This window comes from Natrinema gari JCM 14663, from assembly GCF_000337175.1.
GTDB classification, from domain to species: Archaea; Halobacteriota; Halobacteria; order Halobacteriales; family Natrialbaceae; genus Natrinema; species Natrinema gari.
Map to the genome: position 1 here is coordinate 13,134 of NZ_AOIJ01000048.1, position 14,641 is coordinate 27,774.

At 65.0% G+C, this 14,641-nt stretch carries 17 protein-coding genes; 7 read left to right on the forward strand and 10 right to left on the reverse strand.

Going from position 1 to position 14,641, the window contains the following annotated elements:
* Positions 1–231: 231 nt before the first annotated feature.
* Positions 232–1,311: a glutamine-hydrolyzing carbamoyl-phosphate synthase small subunit gene (gene carA / locus C486_RS08665; RefSeq protein ID WP_008455240.1), complete on the reverse strand. Its 1,080-nt coding sequence runs from the start codon at positions 1,309–1,311 to the stop codon at positions 232–234.
* 102 nt (positions 1,312–1,413) lie between these two features.
* On the opposite strand from carA, the gene C486_RS08670 reads away from it, so the two are divergent.
* Entirely contained in the window at positions 1,414–1,827 is a 414-nt protein-coding gene (locus C486_RS08670; RefSeq protein ID WP_008455243.1) for an Lrp/AsnC family transcriptional regulator, read from the forward strand.
* Between the two features lie 131 nt (positions 1,828–1,958).
* Here the strand turns inward: C486_RS08670 and C486_RS08675 are convergent, their stop codons facing one another.
* Entirely contained in the window at positions 1,959–2,681 is a 723-nt protein-coding gene (locus tag C486_RS08675; RefSeq protein WP_008455245.1) for a PHP domain-containing protein, read from the reverse strand.
* Positions 2,682–2,723: 42 nt separating this feature from the next.
* Here C486_RS08675 and C486_RS08680 point away from each other — a divergent pair, with 42 nt between their 5' ends.
* The 5 genes from C486_RS08680 (at position 2,724) to C486_RS08700 (ending at position 7,713) form a co-directional block, all read left to right on the forward strand.
* Entirely contained in the window at positions 2,724–3,695 is a 972-nt protein-coding gene (locus tag C486_RS08680; protein ID WP_008455247.1) for a diacylglycerol/lipid kinase family protein, read from the forward strand.
* A gap of 75 nt (positions 3,696–3,770) precedes the next feature.
* Positions 3,771–4,331 carry an NUDIX hydrolase gene (locus C486_RS08685; RefSeq protein WP_008455253.1) on the forward strand — a complete coding sequence of 187 codons (561 nt, stop codon included), beginning with the start codon at positions 3,771–3,773 and terminating at the stop codon, positions 4,329–4,331.
* Positions 4,332–4,563: 232 nt separating this feature from the next.
* Positions 4,564–5,931, forward strand: coding sequence for a glycosyltransferase family 4 protein (locus C486_RS08690; protein ID WP_008455255.1), 1,368 nt, complete (start codon positions 4,564–4,566; stop codon positions 5,929–5,931).
* A gap of 1 nt (position 5,932) precedes the next feature.
* The gene (locus tag C486_RS08695; protein ID WP_008455257.1) at positions 5,933–6,655 is read left to right on the forward strand and encodes a class I SAM-dependent methyltransferase; all 723 of its coding nucleotides are present in this window, start codon (positions 5,933–5,935) and stop codon (positions 6,653–6,655) included.
* The gene (locus tag C486_RS08700; protein ID WP_008455258.1) at positions 6,652–7,713 is read left to right on the forward strand and encodes a hypothetical protein; all 1,062 of its coding nucleotides are present in this window, start codon (positions 6,652–6,654) and stop codon (positions 7,711–7,713) included. The genes C486_RS08695 and C486_RS08700 overlap by 4 nt, the downstream gene beginning before the upstream one ends.
* Before the next feature lie 293 nt (positions 7,714–8,006).
* Here C486_RS08700 and C486_RS08705 read toward each other — a convergent pair whose 3' ends face one another.
* The 5 genes from C486_RS08705 to C486_RS08720 all read right to left on the reverse strand — a co-directional run bounded on the left by C486_RS08705 (position 8,007) and on the right by C486_RS08720 (position 10,173).
* Positions 8,007–8,648: a hydrolase gene (locus C486_RS08705; protein ID WP_008455259.1), complete on the reverse strand. Its 642-nt coding sequence runs from the start codon at positions 8,646–8,648 to the stop codon at positions 8,007–8,009.
* Positions 8,635–9,042, reverse strand: coding sequence for a hypothetical protein (locus tag C486_RS22805; protein WP_394295329.1), 408 nt, complete (start codon positions 9,040–9,042; stop codon positions 8,635–8,637). The genes C486_RS08705 and C486_RS22805 overlap by 14 nt, the downstream gene beginning before the upstream one ends.
* A gap of 99 nt (positions 9,043–9,141) precedes the next feature.
* Complete coding sequence (locus C486_RS08710; RefSeq protein ID WP_049910321.1) at positions 9,142–9,414, reverse strand: helix-turn-helix transcriptional regulator; 273 nt, start codon at positions 9,412–9,414, stop codon at positions 9,142–9,144.
* Positions 9,415–9,421: 7 nt separating this feature from the next.
* Positions 9,422–9,688 (reverse strand): winged helix-turn-helix domain-containing protein, encoded by a 267-nt coding sequence (locus C486_RS08715; protein ID WP_008455261.1) that lies wholly within the window; start codon positions 9,686–9,688, stop codon positions 9,422–9,424.
* 236 nt (positions 9,689–9,924) lie between these two features.
* Positions 9,925–10,173 (reverse strand): helix-turn-helix transcriptional regulator, encoded by a 249-nt coding sequence (locus C486_RS08720; RefSeq protein ID WP_008455262.1) that lies wholly within the window; start codon positions 10,171–10,173, stop codon positions 9,925–9,927.
* Positions 10,174–10,501: 328 nt separating this feature from the next.
* Here C486_RS08720 and C486_RS08725 point away from each other — a divergent pair, with 328 nt between their 5' ends.
* Entirely contained in the window at positions 10,502–10,924 is a 423-nt protein-coding gene (locus tag C486_RS08725) for a PadR family transcriptional regulator (protein WP_241432482.1), read from the forward strand.
* Between the two features lie 103 nt (positions 10,925–11,027).
* Here C486_RS08725 and C486_RS08730 read toward each other — a convergent pair whose 3' ends face one another.
* From C486_RS08730 to C486_RS22925, 3 genes are all read right to left on the reverse strand, one after another.
* A complete protein-coding gene (locus tag C486_RS08730) occupies positions 11,028–11,243 on the reverse strand; it encodes a hypothetical protein (RefSeq protein ID WP_008455264.1) in 216 nt (71 codons plus the stop codon).
* A gap of 627 nt (positions 11,244–11,870) precedes the next feature.
* Complete coding sequence (locus tag C486_RS08735; RefSeq protein WP_008455265.1) at positions 11,871–13,508, reverse strand: PKD domain-containing protein; 1,638 nt, start codon at positions 13,506–13,508, stop codon at positions 11,871–11,873.
* 98 nt (positions 13,509–13,606) lie between these two features.
* On the reverse strand, positions 13,607–14,641 hold a 1,035-nt coding region (locus C486_RS22925; protein ID WP_152419144.1), incomplete at its 5' end, for a S8 family serine peptidase.

Consider the following 14,641-nt stretch of genomic DNA (forward strand, 5'->3'; position numbering starts at 1 on the left):
TCGGACCGCCGACTTCGAGCGACGATCACACCGTCTCGAGGAGGCCGTTGGACCGTCGAATCGGTGGCTCGACTCGAGCCGACGACGGGTCGCCGGTGGCGGAGGGCCGTTTACTGTTCTCACGAATGCGTGACCGATTTCGCGTTCCGTCTCGAGATCGAAACGGCGGCTCTCTCGATCGGTTGCAGCAAACCGGTGAAAACAGCGGTCAGCACCGTCAGAGCCCGCCAATCAGTCGTCGGCCGGAACCGCTCGCGTGTCCGCTCGCCCGGAAGCCATGGCGAGTACGTCGTCGAAGAAGTCGAGGGTGTCCTCCGGGCCGGGGTTGGCCTCGGGGTGGTACTGGCGGGTGAGCACGTCGTACTCGATGCCGTCGATTCCCTCGGGCGTGTCGTCGTTGACGTTGATCTGGGTGATCTCGAGGTGGTCGCCCGGGTCGGCGACGGTGTAGCCGTGATTCTGGGTCGTCATGACGACCTGCCCGGACTCGAGGTCGAGGACGGGCTGGTTGACACCGCGGTGGCCGAAGGTCATCTTCTCGGTCGAGCCGCCGAGCGCCTCGGCGACGATCTGCTGCCCGAGACAGATGCCGGCGACGGGCGTGTCCTCGACGAACGCCTCGACGAGGGCGATCGCCCCCTCGAAGTTGACCGGATCGCCGGGGCCGTTCGAGATGAAGAGGAGGTCGGGGTCGACGGCCTCGACGGTCTCGACGGCCGCGTCGTAGGGAAACACGTGGACGGTCGCATCGCGTGCGAGCAGCGAGTCGACGATCGATCCCTTCGCGCCGCAGTCGATCAGGGCGACCGTCTCGCCGTCGTTGTCCGCGCCGTGGACGACCGGCTCGTCGACGCTGACCTGCGCGCCGATGTCGGTGTGGTCGCTCATGGCCGTACAGGCCTCGAGTTGCTCGAGGGCGTCCGCTTCGGTGACGTCATCGCCGACGGCGATGCCGCATTTCATCGCGCCGCCGTCGCGGATGTCCGTGACGATGTCGCGGGTGTCGAGGTGGTCGACCGCCGGAATCCCCTCGCGTTCGAACCAGTCGACGATCTCGTCGGTGAGCTCCTTGGCGATCGCGGCGCGCGGATGGATGCGGTCGTCCTCGAACCGCTCCTCGCGGACGCCGTAGTTGCCGATCAGCGGGTAGGAGAACGTGAGAATCTGTTCCTCGTAGGAGGGATCGGTCAGGCTCTCCTCGTAGCCGGTGTACGCTGTCGTGAACACGATTTCGCCGCGGGCCGTCCCGTCGGAACGACCACGCCCCTCGAGCACGTGGCCGCCTTCCAGTGCGACGTAGGCTTCCGTCATTACGATCTACGTATCGGATGGACCATCATAAGTGTTGTCTTCGAAGCTCAGTTACGATTTTCGTAATCGGTAAGTGCAGGTCACACGTAGGTACGCATCTCCATGGACGACCTGGACCGACAGATCCTCGATATACTCCGGCGGGACAGTCGCACGCCGTACACCGAAATCGCCGACGAGGTCGGCACGAGCGAGGGCACCGTCCGCAACCGCGTCGAGCGTATGATGGACGACGACGTGATCGAACGCTTCACGATTTCGACCCGGACCGGCAACGTCCAGGCGATGCTCGAGATCAGCGTCGCGGTCGACGTCGATACCAAAGGCGTCTCCGAGCGGATGGCCGAATGGGACGAGGTCGATTTCGTCTGGATGGTCTCCGGCGAGCAAGACATCGTGCTCGTGGTCGACGCCGCGGACACGCGCGGGGTCAACGATCTCATTACGAAAGCTCGCGATCAGGAGGAGGTCGTGAGTACGAAAACGCGGCTGATTCTGGACGAGGAACTCGGCTGACGATCGACACCGAACGTCCGCCTCACAACAGGAGTGGTATCGCCGTGTACGTTTTCGTTCGAGTGCCCGTCAGCGACCGACTCTCGTGGGCCATCTCCGACGGATGGACGGTCGGCCGCGACGGCGGCCCCCTACCGGTCGGCGGTCTCTTCCTCGCCCGGCGGGGTTCCCACGCCGGGAGTCGACCGGTCGATCGCGTCGATCACGTGCTTGTGCTCGTGGATCGCCCGGTAGCCCCGGCGGAGCAGGCGGTCGAACCCCGACTGAGAGACGCGCGCGCTGACGTGCCCCTCGCGGATGGCATCGACGACCGACGCTGGCGTCAGCCGGTCGGCCTCGACGACGGTGTAGGCTCGCCCCACCTCGAAGGGATAGTGCGCGTCGCTGCCGCCGACCAGCGGGAGGTCCCGTTCGTCGGCCAACTGCTCGACCAGCGGCTGCGAACGCGGGTGTTTGCCGTTGACTTCGATCGCGTCGAAGGGGATATCCTCGAGTTCCCGCACCGTGCTGTTTCGGAAGGGGTGGGCGACGATGGCGGCACAATCGCGGTCGTGGGCCAGCGCGACGGCCTCCGCGGGCGAGAGCGCGCCGGGTTTCGTCCCCCGTGGTGGATCGGAGCCGACGACGAGGATGTGCCCGCAGTCGGTCGTGATCTCGATGCCCGGCAGCGTCACGACGGCGGGCGAGGGGTCGAACGCCGTGTAGTAGTCGTGGTTGGTCGTCGCGACGCCGTCGAGGCCGCGCCGCCGAGCCACCTCGGCCAGCAGGCGGACGCCGAGCGGGTCATACCGATCGCCGAGCGATCGCCGACCGTGGAAGAACCGCGTGTGTGCGTGGAGGTCGACCGCGTACATGGGAGAGCAAACGCCGGGCAGATCCTTTTGCGTGCGGCCGGCATGGACGGCAGTATGACACCCGGCGAGACGAGCGACCGCGTGCTCGTTCTCAACCCAGTCAGCGGGAGCGGCGACCACGTCGATGACGTCGTCGAACTCGCGGCCGACCACGGGTTCGAGATTCGACGGACCGAGCAGGGTGGCGACGCGACGCGGTTCGCCCGCGAGGCCGCACCCGAGGCCGCCCTCGTCGCCGCGGCCGGGGGCGACGGCACGCTCAACGCCGTCGTCAACGGCGTCGCCGCCGCGGACGCCCTCGAGACGACGACCGTCGCCGTCGTCCCCGCGGGAACGGGCAACAACTTCGCGACCAACGTCGGCATTCGAGGCCTCGAGCATGCGTTTACCGTGATCGAGGACGGCCGACGGCGGGAGATCGATGTCGCGACGGCGAACGACCGGCGCTTCGTCAACTCCTGTGTCGGCGGGATCACCGCCGAGGCGAGCAGCGATACGACAACGGAGAGCAAGGCGGACCTCGGCGTGCTCGCGTACGTCAAAAACACCATCGAGAGGGTCGGCGAATTCGACTCGCTTCCCCTCCGGGTGGAGACGGCCGCGGGCCCGAACGGCGAGACGGCCCAGTCCTGGGAGGGCGAGGCCCTGTTCGTCCTCATCGGGAACTGCCGACGGTTCACCGGCGTGCGAACGGCACAGGCGAACGTCGAGGACGGCCTGCTCGAGGTGACGATCGTCGAGGACGCCGCGACGACCGACCTGCTCGGGGGTGCGGCCCTCGAAGGACTGTTCGGACAGGACAGCACCCACATCGTCCGCCGGCGAACGCCTTCGCTGGCGATCGACAGTCGGGCGGACTCGATCGAGTACAGCCTCGACGGCGAGATCCTCGAGACCGAGACCGTTCGGATCGAAACGGACCCCGGGGCGCTCACGCTCCCCGTCGGCGACGGTTACCGACCCGACCCCGACGACGAGGAGCGATGGCCCATCGGAACGCCCGCGAACCAGTAGCTCACCCTCCCTATCGATTCGAAACGGCCGCGACGAGACGATACTGGTTTCAAGAGTCGCCGTAATTGTGCGGGTATGAGCACGCCGGAGGAGGACCTCGAACACGAGAACGCGGGGCAAGACGTCATCGCCGTCGATGCCGACGACACCGAACTCGAACTGGTCAACCGACTCGACGCCCACACGGGCGATGGCATTCGGCATCGGGCCTTCACGTCGCTGGTCTTCGACGGCGAGGGGAACGTCCTGCTCGCCCAGCGCGCGCCGGACAAGCGCCTCTGGGGGACCTACTGGGACGGCACCGTCGCCTCCCACCCCGTCGAGGGCCAGAGCCAGAAGGAGGCGACCCGAAAGCGACTCGAGGAGGAGTTGGGGATCACCCCCGATCAGTACGACGACCTGGAACTGACCGACCGCTTCGAGTACAAGCGCTACTTCGAGAACGCGGGCGTCGAACACGAGGTCTGTGCCGTCCTGCAGCTAACGCTGACCGACCGCAGCCTCGATCCCAACGAGGAGGAGGTCGCCGGCCTGCTGTGGGTCCCCTACGAGCGCCTCCACTCGAACCCGGCGTGGTACCGACAGCTGCGACTCTGCCCGTGGTTCGAGATCGCGATGCGTCGGGACGTTCGGTAGAGCGACGACTGAACTACTCAGCCGCGTGGCACGTCTCCGAACGCCTCGTCGCGAGTATCGCTTCCGTCGGAGACGACGCCAGACGAACCGGGCCGTTCGAACTCGGAACCGTCTGTTTCAGGCCGTCCGCTGCCTTCGAGCAGGGTCTCCCCTCGCGACCGTACACTGTCCGGAAACAGTACACGAGCGGGAGGTTTATGAGGGAGTGCCCACACATGCAGGATAGACTGCGATGGTCATGGGTACGCTGAGACGGCTGCTCCGGGGGAGTACGATTGCGTCGTCGGCGTCGGCGGGATCGACTGCCGCGGGAGCGACGGCGGAGTCGGAGCCGTCGCCCGGTGGGGGGCGGCTCGCCGACGGACCCCTCGACGTTTGTCTGTTGAGCTATCGATCGAACCCGTATTCGGGCGGCCAGGGCGTCTACGTCAAGTACCTGAGTCGGGCGCTGACCGCCCTCGGCCACTCCGTCGATGTCATCTCGGGGAAACCGTACCCCGACCTCGACGACGACGTCGGGCTGGTGAAACTGCCGGGCGAGAACATCGTCGACGAACTCGACCGGATGGGCCAGTTCGAGCCGTCCTATCTACGCGACCCGCTGGCCCTGTACGAGTGGCTGAGCGCGCTCACCGGCGGCTTTCCGGACCCGTACGCGTTCGGCCGCCGCGTGATCGACTATTTCGAGACCCACCAGCCCGGCTACGACATCGTCCACGACAACCAGTCGCTCTGTCACGGGCTGTGTACCCTCCGCGAACGGGGACACCCCGTCGTGGCGACCGTCCACCACCCGATCACCGTCGACCGCGACGCCGCGCTCGAGGCGGCCGACAGTTGGGGAGAGCGGCTGTTGATCCGGCGCTGGTATCGGTTCCTCCGGATGCAACGCGAGGTCGTCCAGGACCTGCCACACGTACTGACCGTTTCCGAATCCGCCAAGCATCGCACCGTCACCGACTTCGGAGCCGATCCGGAGTCGATCCGCGTCGTCCACAACGGCATCGATACCGACCTGTTCGAACCCATCGATCGCAGCCGCGATCGCCCGCGCGTGATGACGACCGTCAGCGCCGACGTGCCGCTGAAAGGAGCCCGGTACCTGCTCGAGGCGTTCGCGGCCGTTCGCGAGGAGATCGACGCCGAACTCGTCGTCGTCGGCGAGTTCAACGAGGGCGGCGACTGCGACCGGCTGGTCTCGGACCTAGGGATCGCGGACGCGATCGAGACCCACAGCGAGATCAGTTACGAGCGGATGGTCGAGCTCTACGGAACGGCCGACATCGCGGTCGTCCCATCGATCTACGAGGGGTTCGGGCTGCCGGCGGGCGAGGCGCTGGCCTGTGGCGTCCCGGTCGTCGCGACCACCGGCGGGGGACTTCCCGAGGTGGTCGGCGACGCCGGCGTCCTCGTCGATCCGGGCGACGCCGACGCGCTGGCCGACGCGATCCGGGACCTGCTCACGGACGGCGAGCGCCGGCGGCGACTCGGCGACCGGGGACGGGAGCGCATCGTCACGGAGTTCGATTGGGAGCGGGCCGCCCGCGAGACGGTTCGGACGTATCGCGACGCCATCGAGACGCAATCACAGGGCCACTGACATGGAGACGATCGATTTCGACCGGCTGCCGCTGACGCCGGGCAAACGCGTCCTCGACGTCGGCTGTGGCGAGGGGCGACACGTCCACGCCGCCGCCCTCGAGAACGTCGCGGAAGTCGTCGGACTGGACCTCGAGCGGGCGTCCCTGACGACGGCCCGCGAGGACTACGAGACGTACGTCGCCGACGAGACGGACGTGCCGGTGACGTTCCTGTCGGGGGACGCGCTCAGGCTCCCGTTCGAGGACGGCGCATTCGATGTCGTCTGCTGTACCGAGGTGCTCGAGCACATCCCCGATTACGAGGCGGCGCTGGACGAACTCCGTCGGGTCTGTGCGCCGGGCGGGACCCTCGCGGTGAGCGTGCCGCGGGCGGGCCCGGAGCGGGTTTGCTGGGCGCTGTCCGACGAGTACCACGAGGTCGAGGGGGGACACGTCCGGATCTTCGATCGCGAGGCGTTACAGGCCGACGTCGAGCGCCGCGGCTTCCGGCGGATCGACGGCCACTTCGCCCACGCCTTGCACGCGCCGTACTGGTGGCTGAAGTGTCTCTGGTGGGACCGCGACGAGCGGGGTGCCCCGCCGCTGCCCCTGCGGGCCTACGAGCGCTTTTTGGAGTGGGACGTTCTGGAGTCGCCCCGGCCCGTCCGGCTGCTCGAGCGGGCGCTCGATCCCGTCGTGGGCAAGAGCGTCGTCTACTACTTCGAGTTGGAGGCAGGACCGTGAGCAACGTGTCGTCGGGGCGGACGCTGTCCGAGTGGGGGCTCGAGCCCGCGGTCGACTACATCGAGCGCGTCCAGCGTGCGGACGGGCTCATCCCCTGGTATCCCGACGGGCCGGCCGACCCCTGGGATCACGTCGAGAGTGCGATGGGGCTGTCCGCTGCCGGTCGCCACGAGGCGGCCCGTCGCGCGTATCGCTGGGTGGCCGACGCCCAGCACGACGACGGGGCGCTGTGGGCGACCTACGGCGAAGCCGAGGCGGACGAGGGTGCCCACGCCGGCGATGAACCCCGCAAGGAGACCCACCGCAGCGCCTACGTCGCCGTCGGCGCGTGGCATCACTATCGCTGTACCGGTGATCGGGACTTTCTCGCCGCCCTCTGGCCGACCGTCCGGGATGCCCTCGCCTTCGCCTGCCGCCAGCAGGCGTCGACCGGCGAGATTTACTGGACCGTTGGCCCGGACGGCGAGGCCTACGAGGACGCGCTGGTCGCCGGCTGTGCCTCGCTGTACAAGAGTCTGGCCTGTGGCGCGGCGATCGCGGGCGTCCTCGGGTCTCCCGACGCGCGCGAGCGCTGGCTCGAGGCCCGGGCCGCCCTCGGGGAGGCGATCCGGTCGCGGCCGGACCGCTTCGATCGGACGTGGGAGAGCAAGTCCCGCTATGCGATGGACTGGTTCTATCCCGTCCTCTGTGGCGTGGTGACCGGCGACGCGGCGCGCCAGCGGCTCGAGGCGGGGCTGGAGCGGTTTCTCGAGGGTGGCCTGGGCTGTCGGTGCGTGGCGGACGAGCCGTGGGTGACCGTCGCGGAGTCGTGCGAACTGGTGATGTCGCTGGCGGCGGCCGGCAAGAGAGAGCGCGCGCGCGAGATTTACGAGTGGTGTTTCCAGTGGACCGACGACGAGGGCGTCTTCTGGACGGGGTATCAGTTCGAAGACGAGGAGTTCTGGCCGGGCGACCGGCCGACGTGGACCGGCGGGGCGGCGGTGCTGGCTGCGGACGCGCTGTCGGGGCTATCGGGGGCTGCGGAGTTGTTTACTGATCCCCGCCCCGAAAAAGAGTAAACGGCAGCACGAGAGAGTGATGGAACTGTCGGAGCCGAAACCAGCAGAAGCTCTGAGGAGGTGAATAGACGAGAAACACAGCGCCATCGATGTCATGTTTCCCTCGCAGTTCAGTGAGAAACATCAAAGTAAGTACTATAATTCTCATTGAAATTTCATCAGCTCACATGGTGTCGCCTCTCGCTCCACAAAATCTAATTGGATCGCCGCGTTAAATCCGTTAACGCGGTCGATTTCTGTCGTGAACCGCTTGCAAATCGCATCGCCTTATCATCCTAATCTGAACAGCGCTTTTAGTCGGAGCCAGCTGCCTCGTAGCTCGCCATGACAAGTTCGTAGAAGCCGGTGCGTTCCCCGAAATGCCCGGCCTGCTCGGGTGCGATGTCCTTCGTCCAGTCTTTCAACATCTCCGAAGAGACGGCGAACCATGACGTAAGGTCAACCCCTGCCTGCTCCATCCGAGACATTGCTGCCTGCTCGGCACGGTCGTTGAAGGATCCAGAAGCGTCTATCACTGCCTGGACGTTGTACCCCTCATTGATAGCACTGATCGCAGGGAAGGCCACGCAGACCTCCGTGAGTATTCCTGCCATGATCAGGTTCGACCGACCGGTTTCTTCGACGGCCTTGACGAACTCTGGGTCATCCCACGCGTTGACATCCGATCGGTCAATCACTTCTTCGTCAGGGAACATCTCGGTCAACTCAGGAAGGAGCGGTCCGTTTGGACCCTCGGCTCGGCTGGTAGTCAGCACGACAGGAAGGTCGTATATTTGTCCAACCCTAGCGAGGGCAAGGACATTGTTCCGGACCGTGATTGTATCTTGGTTCTCTACACCTTGTATCAACCCAGTCTGGTGGTCGATCAAGAGCAGTGCGGCGTCATCCTCACTAAAGAACGGGCTCGTCTCGTTGGTGGTTTCATTCTGTGCCATTGCAAATAGTAGCGTCGACAAGGGCGGCCATAATACTAATTGTGGATATTGATGCTCTACAGTTAGACATTAAAAACACGTTTTTGGTTAAAACGTTCAATCCAGTGTTGTCACCACTTGGCTGGACCGAACGGGAATCCAGTAGGAACTCGCAGCGCTGGAAGTCGTCGCTCTCTAATTCCCCATTGAGATAGGCACGGCCCCGCTCCGTAATTCGGTAATAGCCTCGGTCTTCGTCGACTTTCCGGAGGAGTCCGTGGTCGTCCAAGACCGGAAGGCGGCGTTTCACTGTTGGATGGGAAACGCCATCGACGTTGTACGAAACGACCGCTGGCGGCATCGCTATTCCCGTTTCATCGAAGCACTCGAGCAGCACGGGGTCGGATTTCGTCATCCACGATACCAGCGGGCGCATTCAGCGCACACCTCTATCTTGCCTCGAGTGATTCAAAACTCGATCATCAATGCATCCAATTCCCTAGACGGCGCGCTGTCAGTCCTCGTTGAGTTCTAAGTCCTCGGCGTCGAGTTCACCCTCGAGATACTGCCGACCCCGCTCCGTAATCCGGTAATAGCCTCGATCTTCGTCGACTCGTTCTAATAGCCCGTGATCAACTAACACTGGAAGGCGTCGACTGATCGTAGATTTTGAAACACCTTCCAAATTGAATTCTGCAACCGCTGGCGGGATCGCAATTCCTGCTTCCTCGAAAACCTCGAGAACTGCAGGATCAGACTTCGTCATCCACGATACTAGCGGGCGCATTCAGTGATCAGTTCTCGTTTGGCTCGAAATCACGTGCGTCTAACTCGCCAGCGAGATACTGCTCTCCAGCCTCATCAATCTCGTAATAGCCCCGCTCCACTCGAGTGACGAACCCGTACTCAACAAGCACAGTGAGCCGGCGAGTGACTTCCTCTCGACTGCGATCGATGTTCTTCGCGATCACGGCCGGCGAGAGAATCATCCCCGACGATTGCAGCGCCTCGAGAATTCGCTCGTCAGTGGGCATCTGCATCCAGTCGCCGGGTCGGCGCATGCTCGTGCAGTCTAAAAACGAAGGAATACGCCTGTCGATGCGCCAGAATCGGCACAATTTTTATTGAGGGCTTCCTCAACATTTAGTGAGTATATTTATGTTGGTAGACGAAGTAGTCCGTCGCGATGCGAGCCTCACGGAGAAACCAACGGACGCATTCAGTGTCGACCTCTTACCTCACTCGAGAGATTCAACACTCGATCATCAATGCACCCAATTCCCTAGACGGCGCGCTGTCAGTCTCCGTTCAGTTCTAAGTCCGTGGCGTCGAGTTCGCCCTCAAGATACGCGTAACCGAGGTCTGACATCTGATATCGTCCATTCTCTATCTTTTCGACGAGACCGTGCTCCGTGAACGCAGAAAGACGATTTGAGACGTGAGGACGGGTCATGTCCAGATTGTAAGCGATTATCGCAGGCGACTGCACTACGAGAATCTCGGGATCGCCTAACGCTTCGAGGATACGGAAATCTTCACGCGACATCCAACTTGGTCGTTCTCGAATCGACACGATTAGACGCTAATACTCGTGCTGGGACCATTATTGTCATCAAATGGATACTATTCCGTAATTCAGGATTACGGAACCGTAATCAAATTTAAGTAGTATCTGTCCGTATGGGAGTGTAACGGAGGCCAAACGGACCCACGACTCCCCGACTCGGTCCCGAAAAATGCGGACCCGGTGCCAGAACACCGGCCCGCGTGGCTTCCGTAACGCTCCCGAAAGCCATGTCAAACGACGACTCGCGGGACCATGAACGTCCCGCTCGAGCAGTTGCATCACTCCCGGACGACATCCNCCGGCCCGCGTGGCTTCCGTAACGCTCCCGAAAGCCATGTCAAACGACGACTCGCGGGACCATGAACGTCCCGCTCGAGCAGTTGCATCACTCCCGGACGACATCCCCGACGGCCGGCGCGCGTGGGTCGAACTCAGCGGCTTCCAGCGCGACTGTCTCGAGGCCGTCGCCCGCCGCGCACGCGAGGGCTACCCCTGCTACGCCTCGGGCATCGCCCGCACCCTCGAGCGACGGTATCCGACGGTCAGCCGCGCCCGCGTGAAACCGGACCTGCGCATCCTCGCCGACCGCGGCTTCATCACCTCGCGCGATGGCCTCGCCGGCCACGTCCCCGCCTACCGCCTCACCGACACCGGCCGCGCGCTGCTCCGCCAGCGCGCCGAACGCCTCGCCGTCCTCTGCGACCGCGACTCCACCGACACCACCGCGTGAGCGGCACCCACTGATCGAGTATCCGTGACTCGAGACCAGGGGGCGGCGGGTACCCGCCGTTGGCTCTCGCCACGACCCCGCGTCCGCGCGCCGGCCCCGGCGGTCACTCCTCCCGGTGGTTCGGATCGGAGAGATACGTGAGCACCAGCTTGGTGCCACCGAACCCCATCGCGAACGCGTAGTTCGCTTCCCCGAGAACCGCCCCGACCGCAAGCACACCGAGTGCGGACTGACACGCGACGAAAACGGCGTACGTCCCTCGAGAGAAACCCCCTACCCACTCATCGAGCCGTCGGTACGCCGCCCGGATGTCGACCATATGTGTTTTCCCGCCGATGTGTTCAAATACGTTTACATCGTGGGACGCGCCCCCTCCCACCGCCTCCCGCTCGAGCCCCACGCCGCGACCCGGGCCGTGATCCGGGATCGGTGAGTTCGCTCGCCCGACTCGAGATCCAAGCATCCCCGCAACGAACCACGATAGATAATATTTCGAGGATGTATGAGGTACACAACTATTGCAGAAGTACCACAATAATATTGGTCGGGGCGCCGCTGCTCCGACCCCGCCATCGAGGGTGAACACCCACGCCGACGCCGGCAAGCCATACGCCGAGCCACTCGAGCCGTGCCGACCACGCTACCGACAACCCCCCAGAAACGGTTGGTAAGTGGAACGATACAGCGCTCCCCTCGAGCGAGCCACGACGACTTTCCCCTCGAGAGGGGATGAGGGACGACTCGGGGAACACGGAGGGGAACGCCGATAGTATTTCCTCTATAGAACACAACCCCTCAATAATCTATATTGACAGGTCAGACCGACCTAATACCACAAAAGAAGGCTGATATCCCGGTCACCGGTCGCCATCGCGTGTCGATCGGATGGCGTCGCCGGGCGACGGTGATGGCACGGTCGCTCGCGAGCGCCGACTCGGGCCGGCGCTCAGTTCGCGACCCGGTTCGTGAGTTCGATCTCTTCGACGAGGTCGGTGTTGCGCTCGATATCGAGATCGTGTCTGAGTTCGACGTGACACGTGTCGACCATCGTGTCGACGAGGCGCTGCCGTTCCGCATCGCTTTGATGGCGGCCGTTCAGGTCATCGCCCGTGCGGATCTCGAGCGACCAGTACTGGCCGGGGTAGGCGGTCCGGAACATGTACGGCGAATCGTGGAACGCCAGCCGGATGGCAAACGCCGAGAGGTCGACATCCATGCCCTCGTAGCGGTCGGGCATGTGCTCGTCGTCGAGCACGACCTCGATGATGTCACGCTGTGGGTGCCCGACGCCGGGCTCCGGGCGCTGTTCGTTGTTGTAGTGGCCCGCGGACATCGTCTTGCCGTACTTCGACGGCCCGACCCACCAGATGACCGCACCGTCGAGATGGTACGGGATCTGTCCGGTGTTTTTGAACAGGAGCACCTGGTGTCCGCTCCAGCCGTCCGAGTGGATCTCCGCGGTGACCGACATCGGCGCGTTCGCGGTGAAGCTGTCGCCGCCGAGCGACGCGCCCGTCAGGGGGTGGACGTCGTTCTTGATGGTGTCGAGCAGCTGGTTGTCGTGGTTGTACAGGATCTCGTCGGGCAGGGAGAAGTACGAGTCCCAGTCGTCGCGGTGCATCGGCTGGTTGTGGACGGCGTCGCGCTCGGCGACCTCGTCGTCCGCCTCGCCGACGGCGTCCGTGGGCCACTGCGGCTGGACGAACAGGTCCGGATCGTTGCTGGCTGCGGTCGGGCCGGCCGTGTGGTCCCAGGCGACGCCGCGGCCGCTGCCCTGAAACGTCGGCGCGTCCGGCTCCTCGGGCAGCACCAACAGCCAGGGGAGCAACTGCGAACTGGCGTGACGGGGCAGCCCGGCCTCGTCGAACTGCTGTACCCAGGGGAGCGCCTGTGTGCCCAGGGAGCCGAACTCGAGGGTGCCGTCGGCGGCGTTGGCGCGGATCGCGTCGGTGTCCACCCCGTAGTCGGCCGCGTTGTCCGGCAGCCAGAGCTCGAACAGGTCGGGCACGTAGCGCTCGGCGTAGTTCGGGTAGAACTCGGCGAGCGTCGTCTCCGCCGTCACCTCGCCGGGCTCGGTGTCCCGGTCCTCGACGGCGATCGCGGCGGTGGCGGTGTCCGTCTGGTCGTCCGCGTCGGTGACGGTCAGTTCGACCTCGTACTCGCCTGGGTCGTCGTAGGCGTGTGAGACGACCTTCCCGGTGGCCTCGGTGCCGTCACCGAACGCCCACGCGTACGTCTCGAGTGCGCCCGTGGAGCCGCTCGCGTCGAACGTCACGGAGTCGCCCGGCGCGGGCGACTCCGGCGCGGCGGTGAACGCGGCCGTCGGTTGTTCGGGTGGCTCCGGATCGGGATCGGCGTCGGTCCGCTCCCACGGCCCCCACTCGCTGGCTCCGGGTTCGTCACCGCGGGTCCACCACTGGGCTTCCCAGACGGCACCGTCGTAGACGACGCGGTCGCCGCTCGTGTAGACGGTTTCCGGGTCCCACTTGGGTGGGGCGTCGGCGGCCGAAACGGCGGGGACGCCTGCGAGTGCAGCAGTGACTAGCGATGCATTACGAATGACTCTTCTGCGTGTTCGTTTCATTGGTTTCGGAATCGTCGGGTGTTATCTGTCGAACGAGACGACGAAGACGCGTCGTCCGCCCGCGGGCGTAGCCCCGCGAGCGGCGTGGGCGAACGCGGTCAGCAGTCCGCGACGTGTTCCCACCGCCAGCTATCGCAGCTCGGCGGGACCGTCATCACGTCTATCGTGGCCTCCCAGACGGCCCCGTCGTAGGCGACGCGGTCGCCGGTTTCGTAGACCGTCGCGTCGTCGTATGCCGGGTAGTCGCCGCAGTCGCCCGGTTGCTCGCCGGTGCCGTCGTTGTCGACGGTGACGGTAACCGAGTCGCTGTCGCTCGCTCCGTCGCCGGTGACGGTTAACGTCGCGGTGTACTCTCCCTCAGCGTCGTAGCTGTGCGTCACCGACTTGCCGGTGGCCTCGGTGCCGTCGCCGAACGTCCACTCGTAGGCGTCGATCGGCCCGGACGAGTCGCCCCCGTCGAACGTGACGCTCGCGTCGGGTTCGACGGTCGTCGGCGACGCGTTGGCGACGGCCGTAACGTCCCCCGGTGAGTCGCCGCCCTCGTCGACGAGAGCGGCGGCGTCGACCCGGCCGGCACCCTGGTCGGTGGCAGGCAGTCCGACATCGACGGCCGACTCCTCGAGCGCGGAGCGCAGTTCGCTCGGTCCCCAGTCGGGGTTGGCCGCCAGTCCGAGCGCAGCGACGCCCGCAACGGCGGGCGACGCCATCGACGTGCCCGACAGCCGCTCGTAGCCGCCGTTTGGAACCGCCGAAAGGACGTCCACGCCCGGCCCAGCCACGTCGATCTCCGGCCCGGTGTTGCTAAAGCGCGCGAGGGTCTCCGAGGAATCGAGTGCGGACACCGCGACGCAGTTCGAGTACGCCGCCGGGTAGGAGACACAATCCTGACACGGACCACCGTTCCCGGCTGCAGCGATCGGCAGCGTCCCGTTGTCGTACGCGTAGTTGATCGCGCTTTCGACCACGCCACTTTGCTGTGGCGCGCCGAGGCTCAGGTTGATGATGTCGGCACCGTTGTCCACGGCCCACTGAATCCCGTCGGCGATGTCGCTCCAGGAACCGCCGCCGTCGCCGAGGACACGCACCGAATAGAGACTGTCTCTTATACACATCTCTGAGCGGGCTGGCAAGGC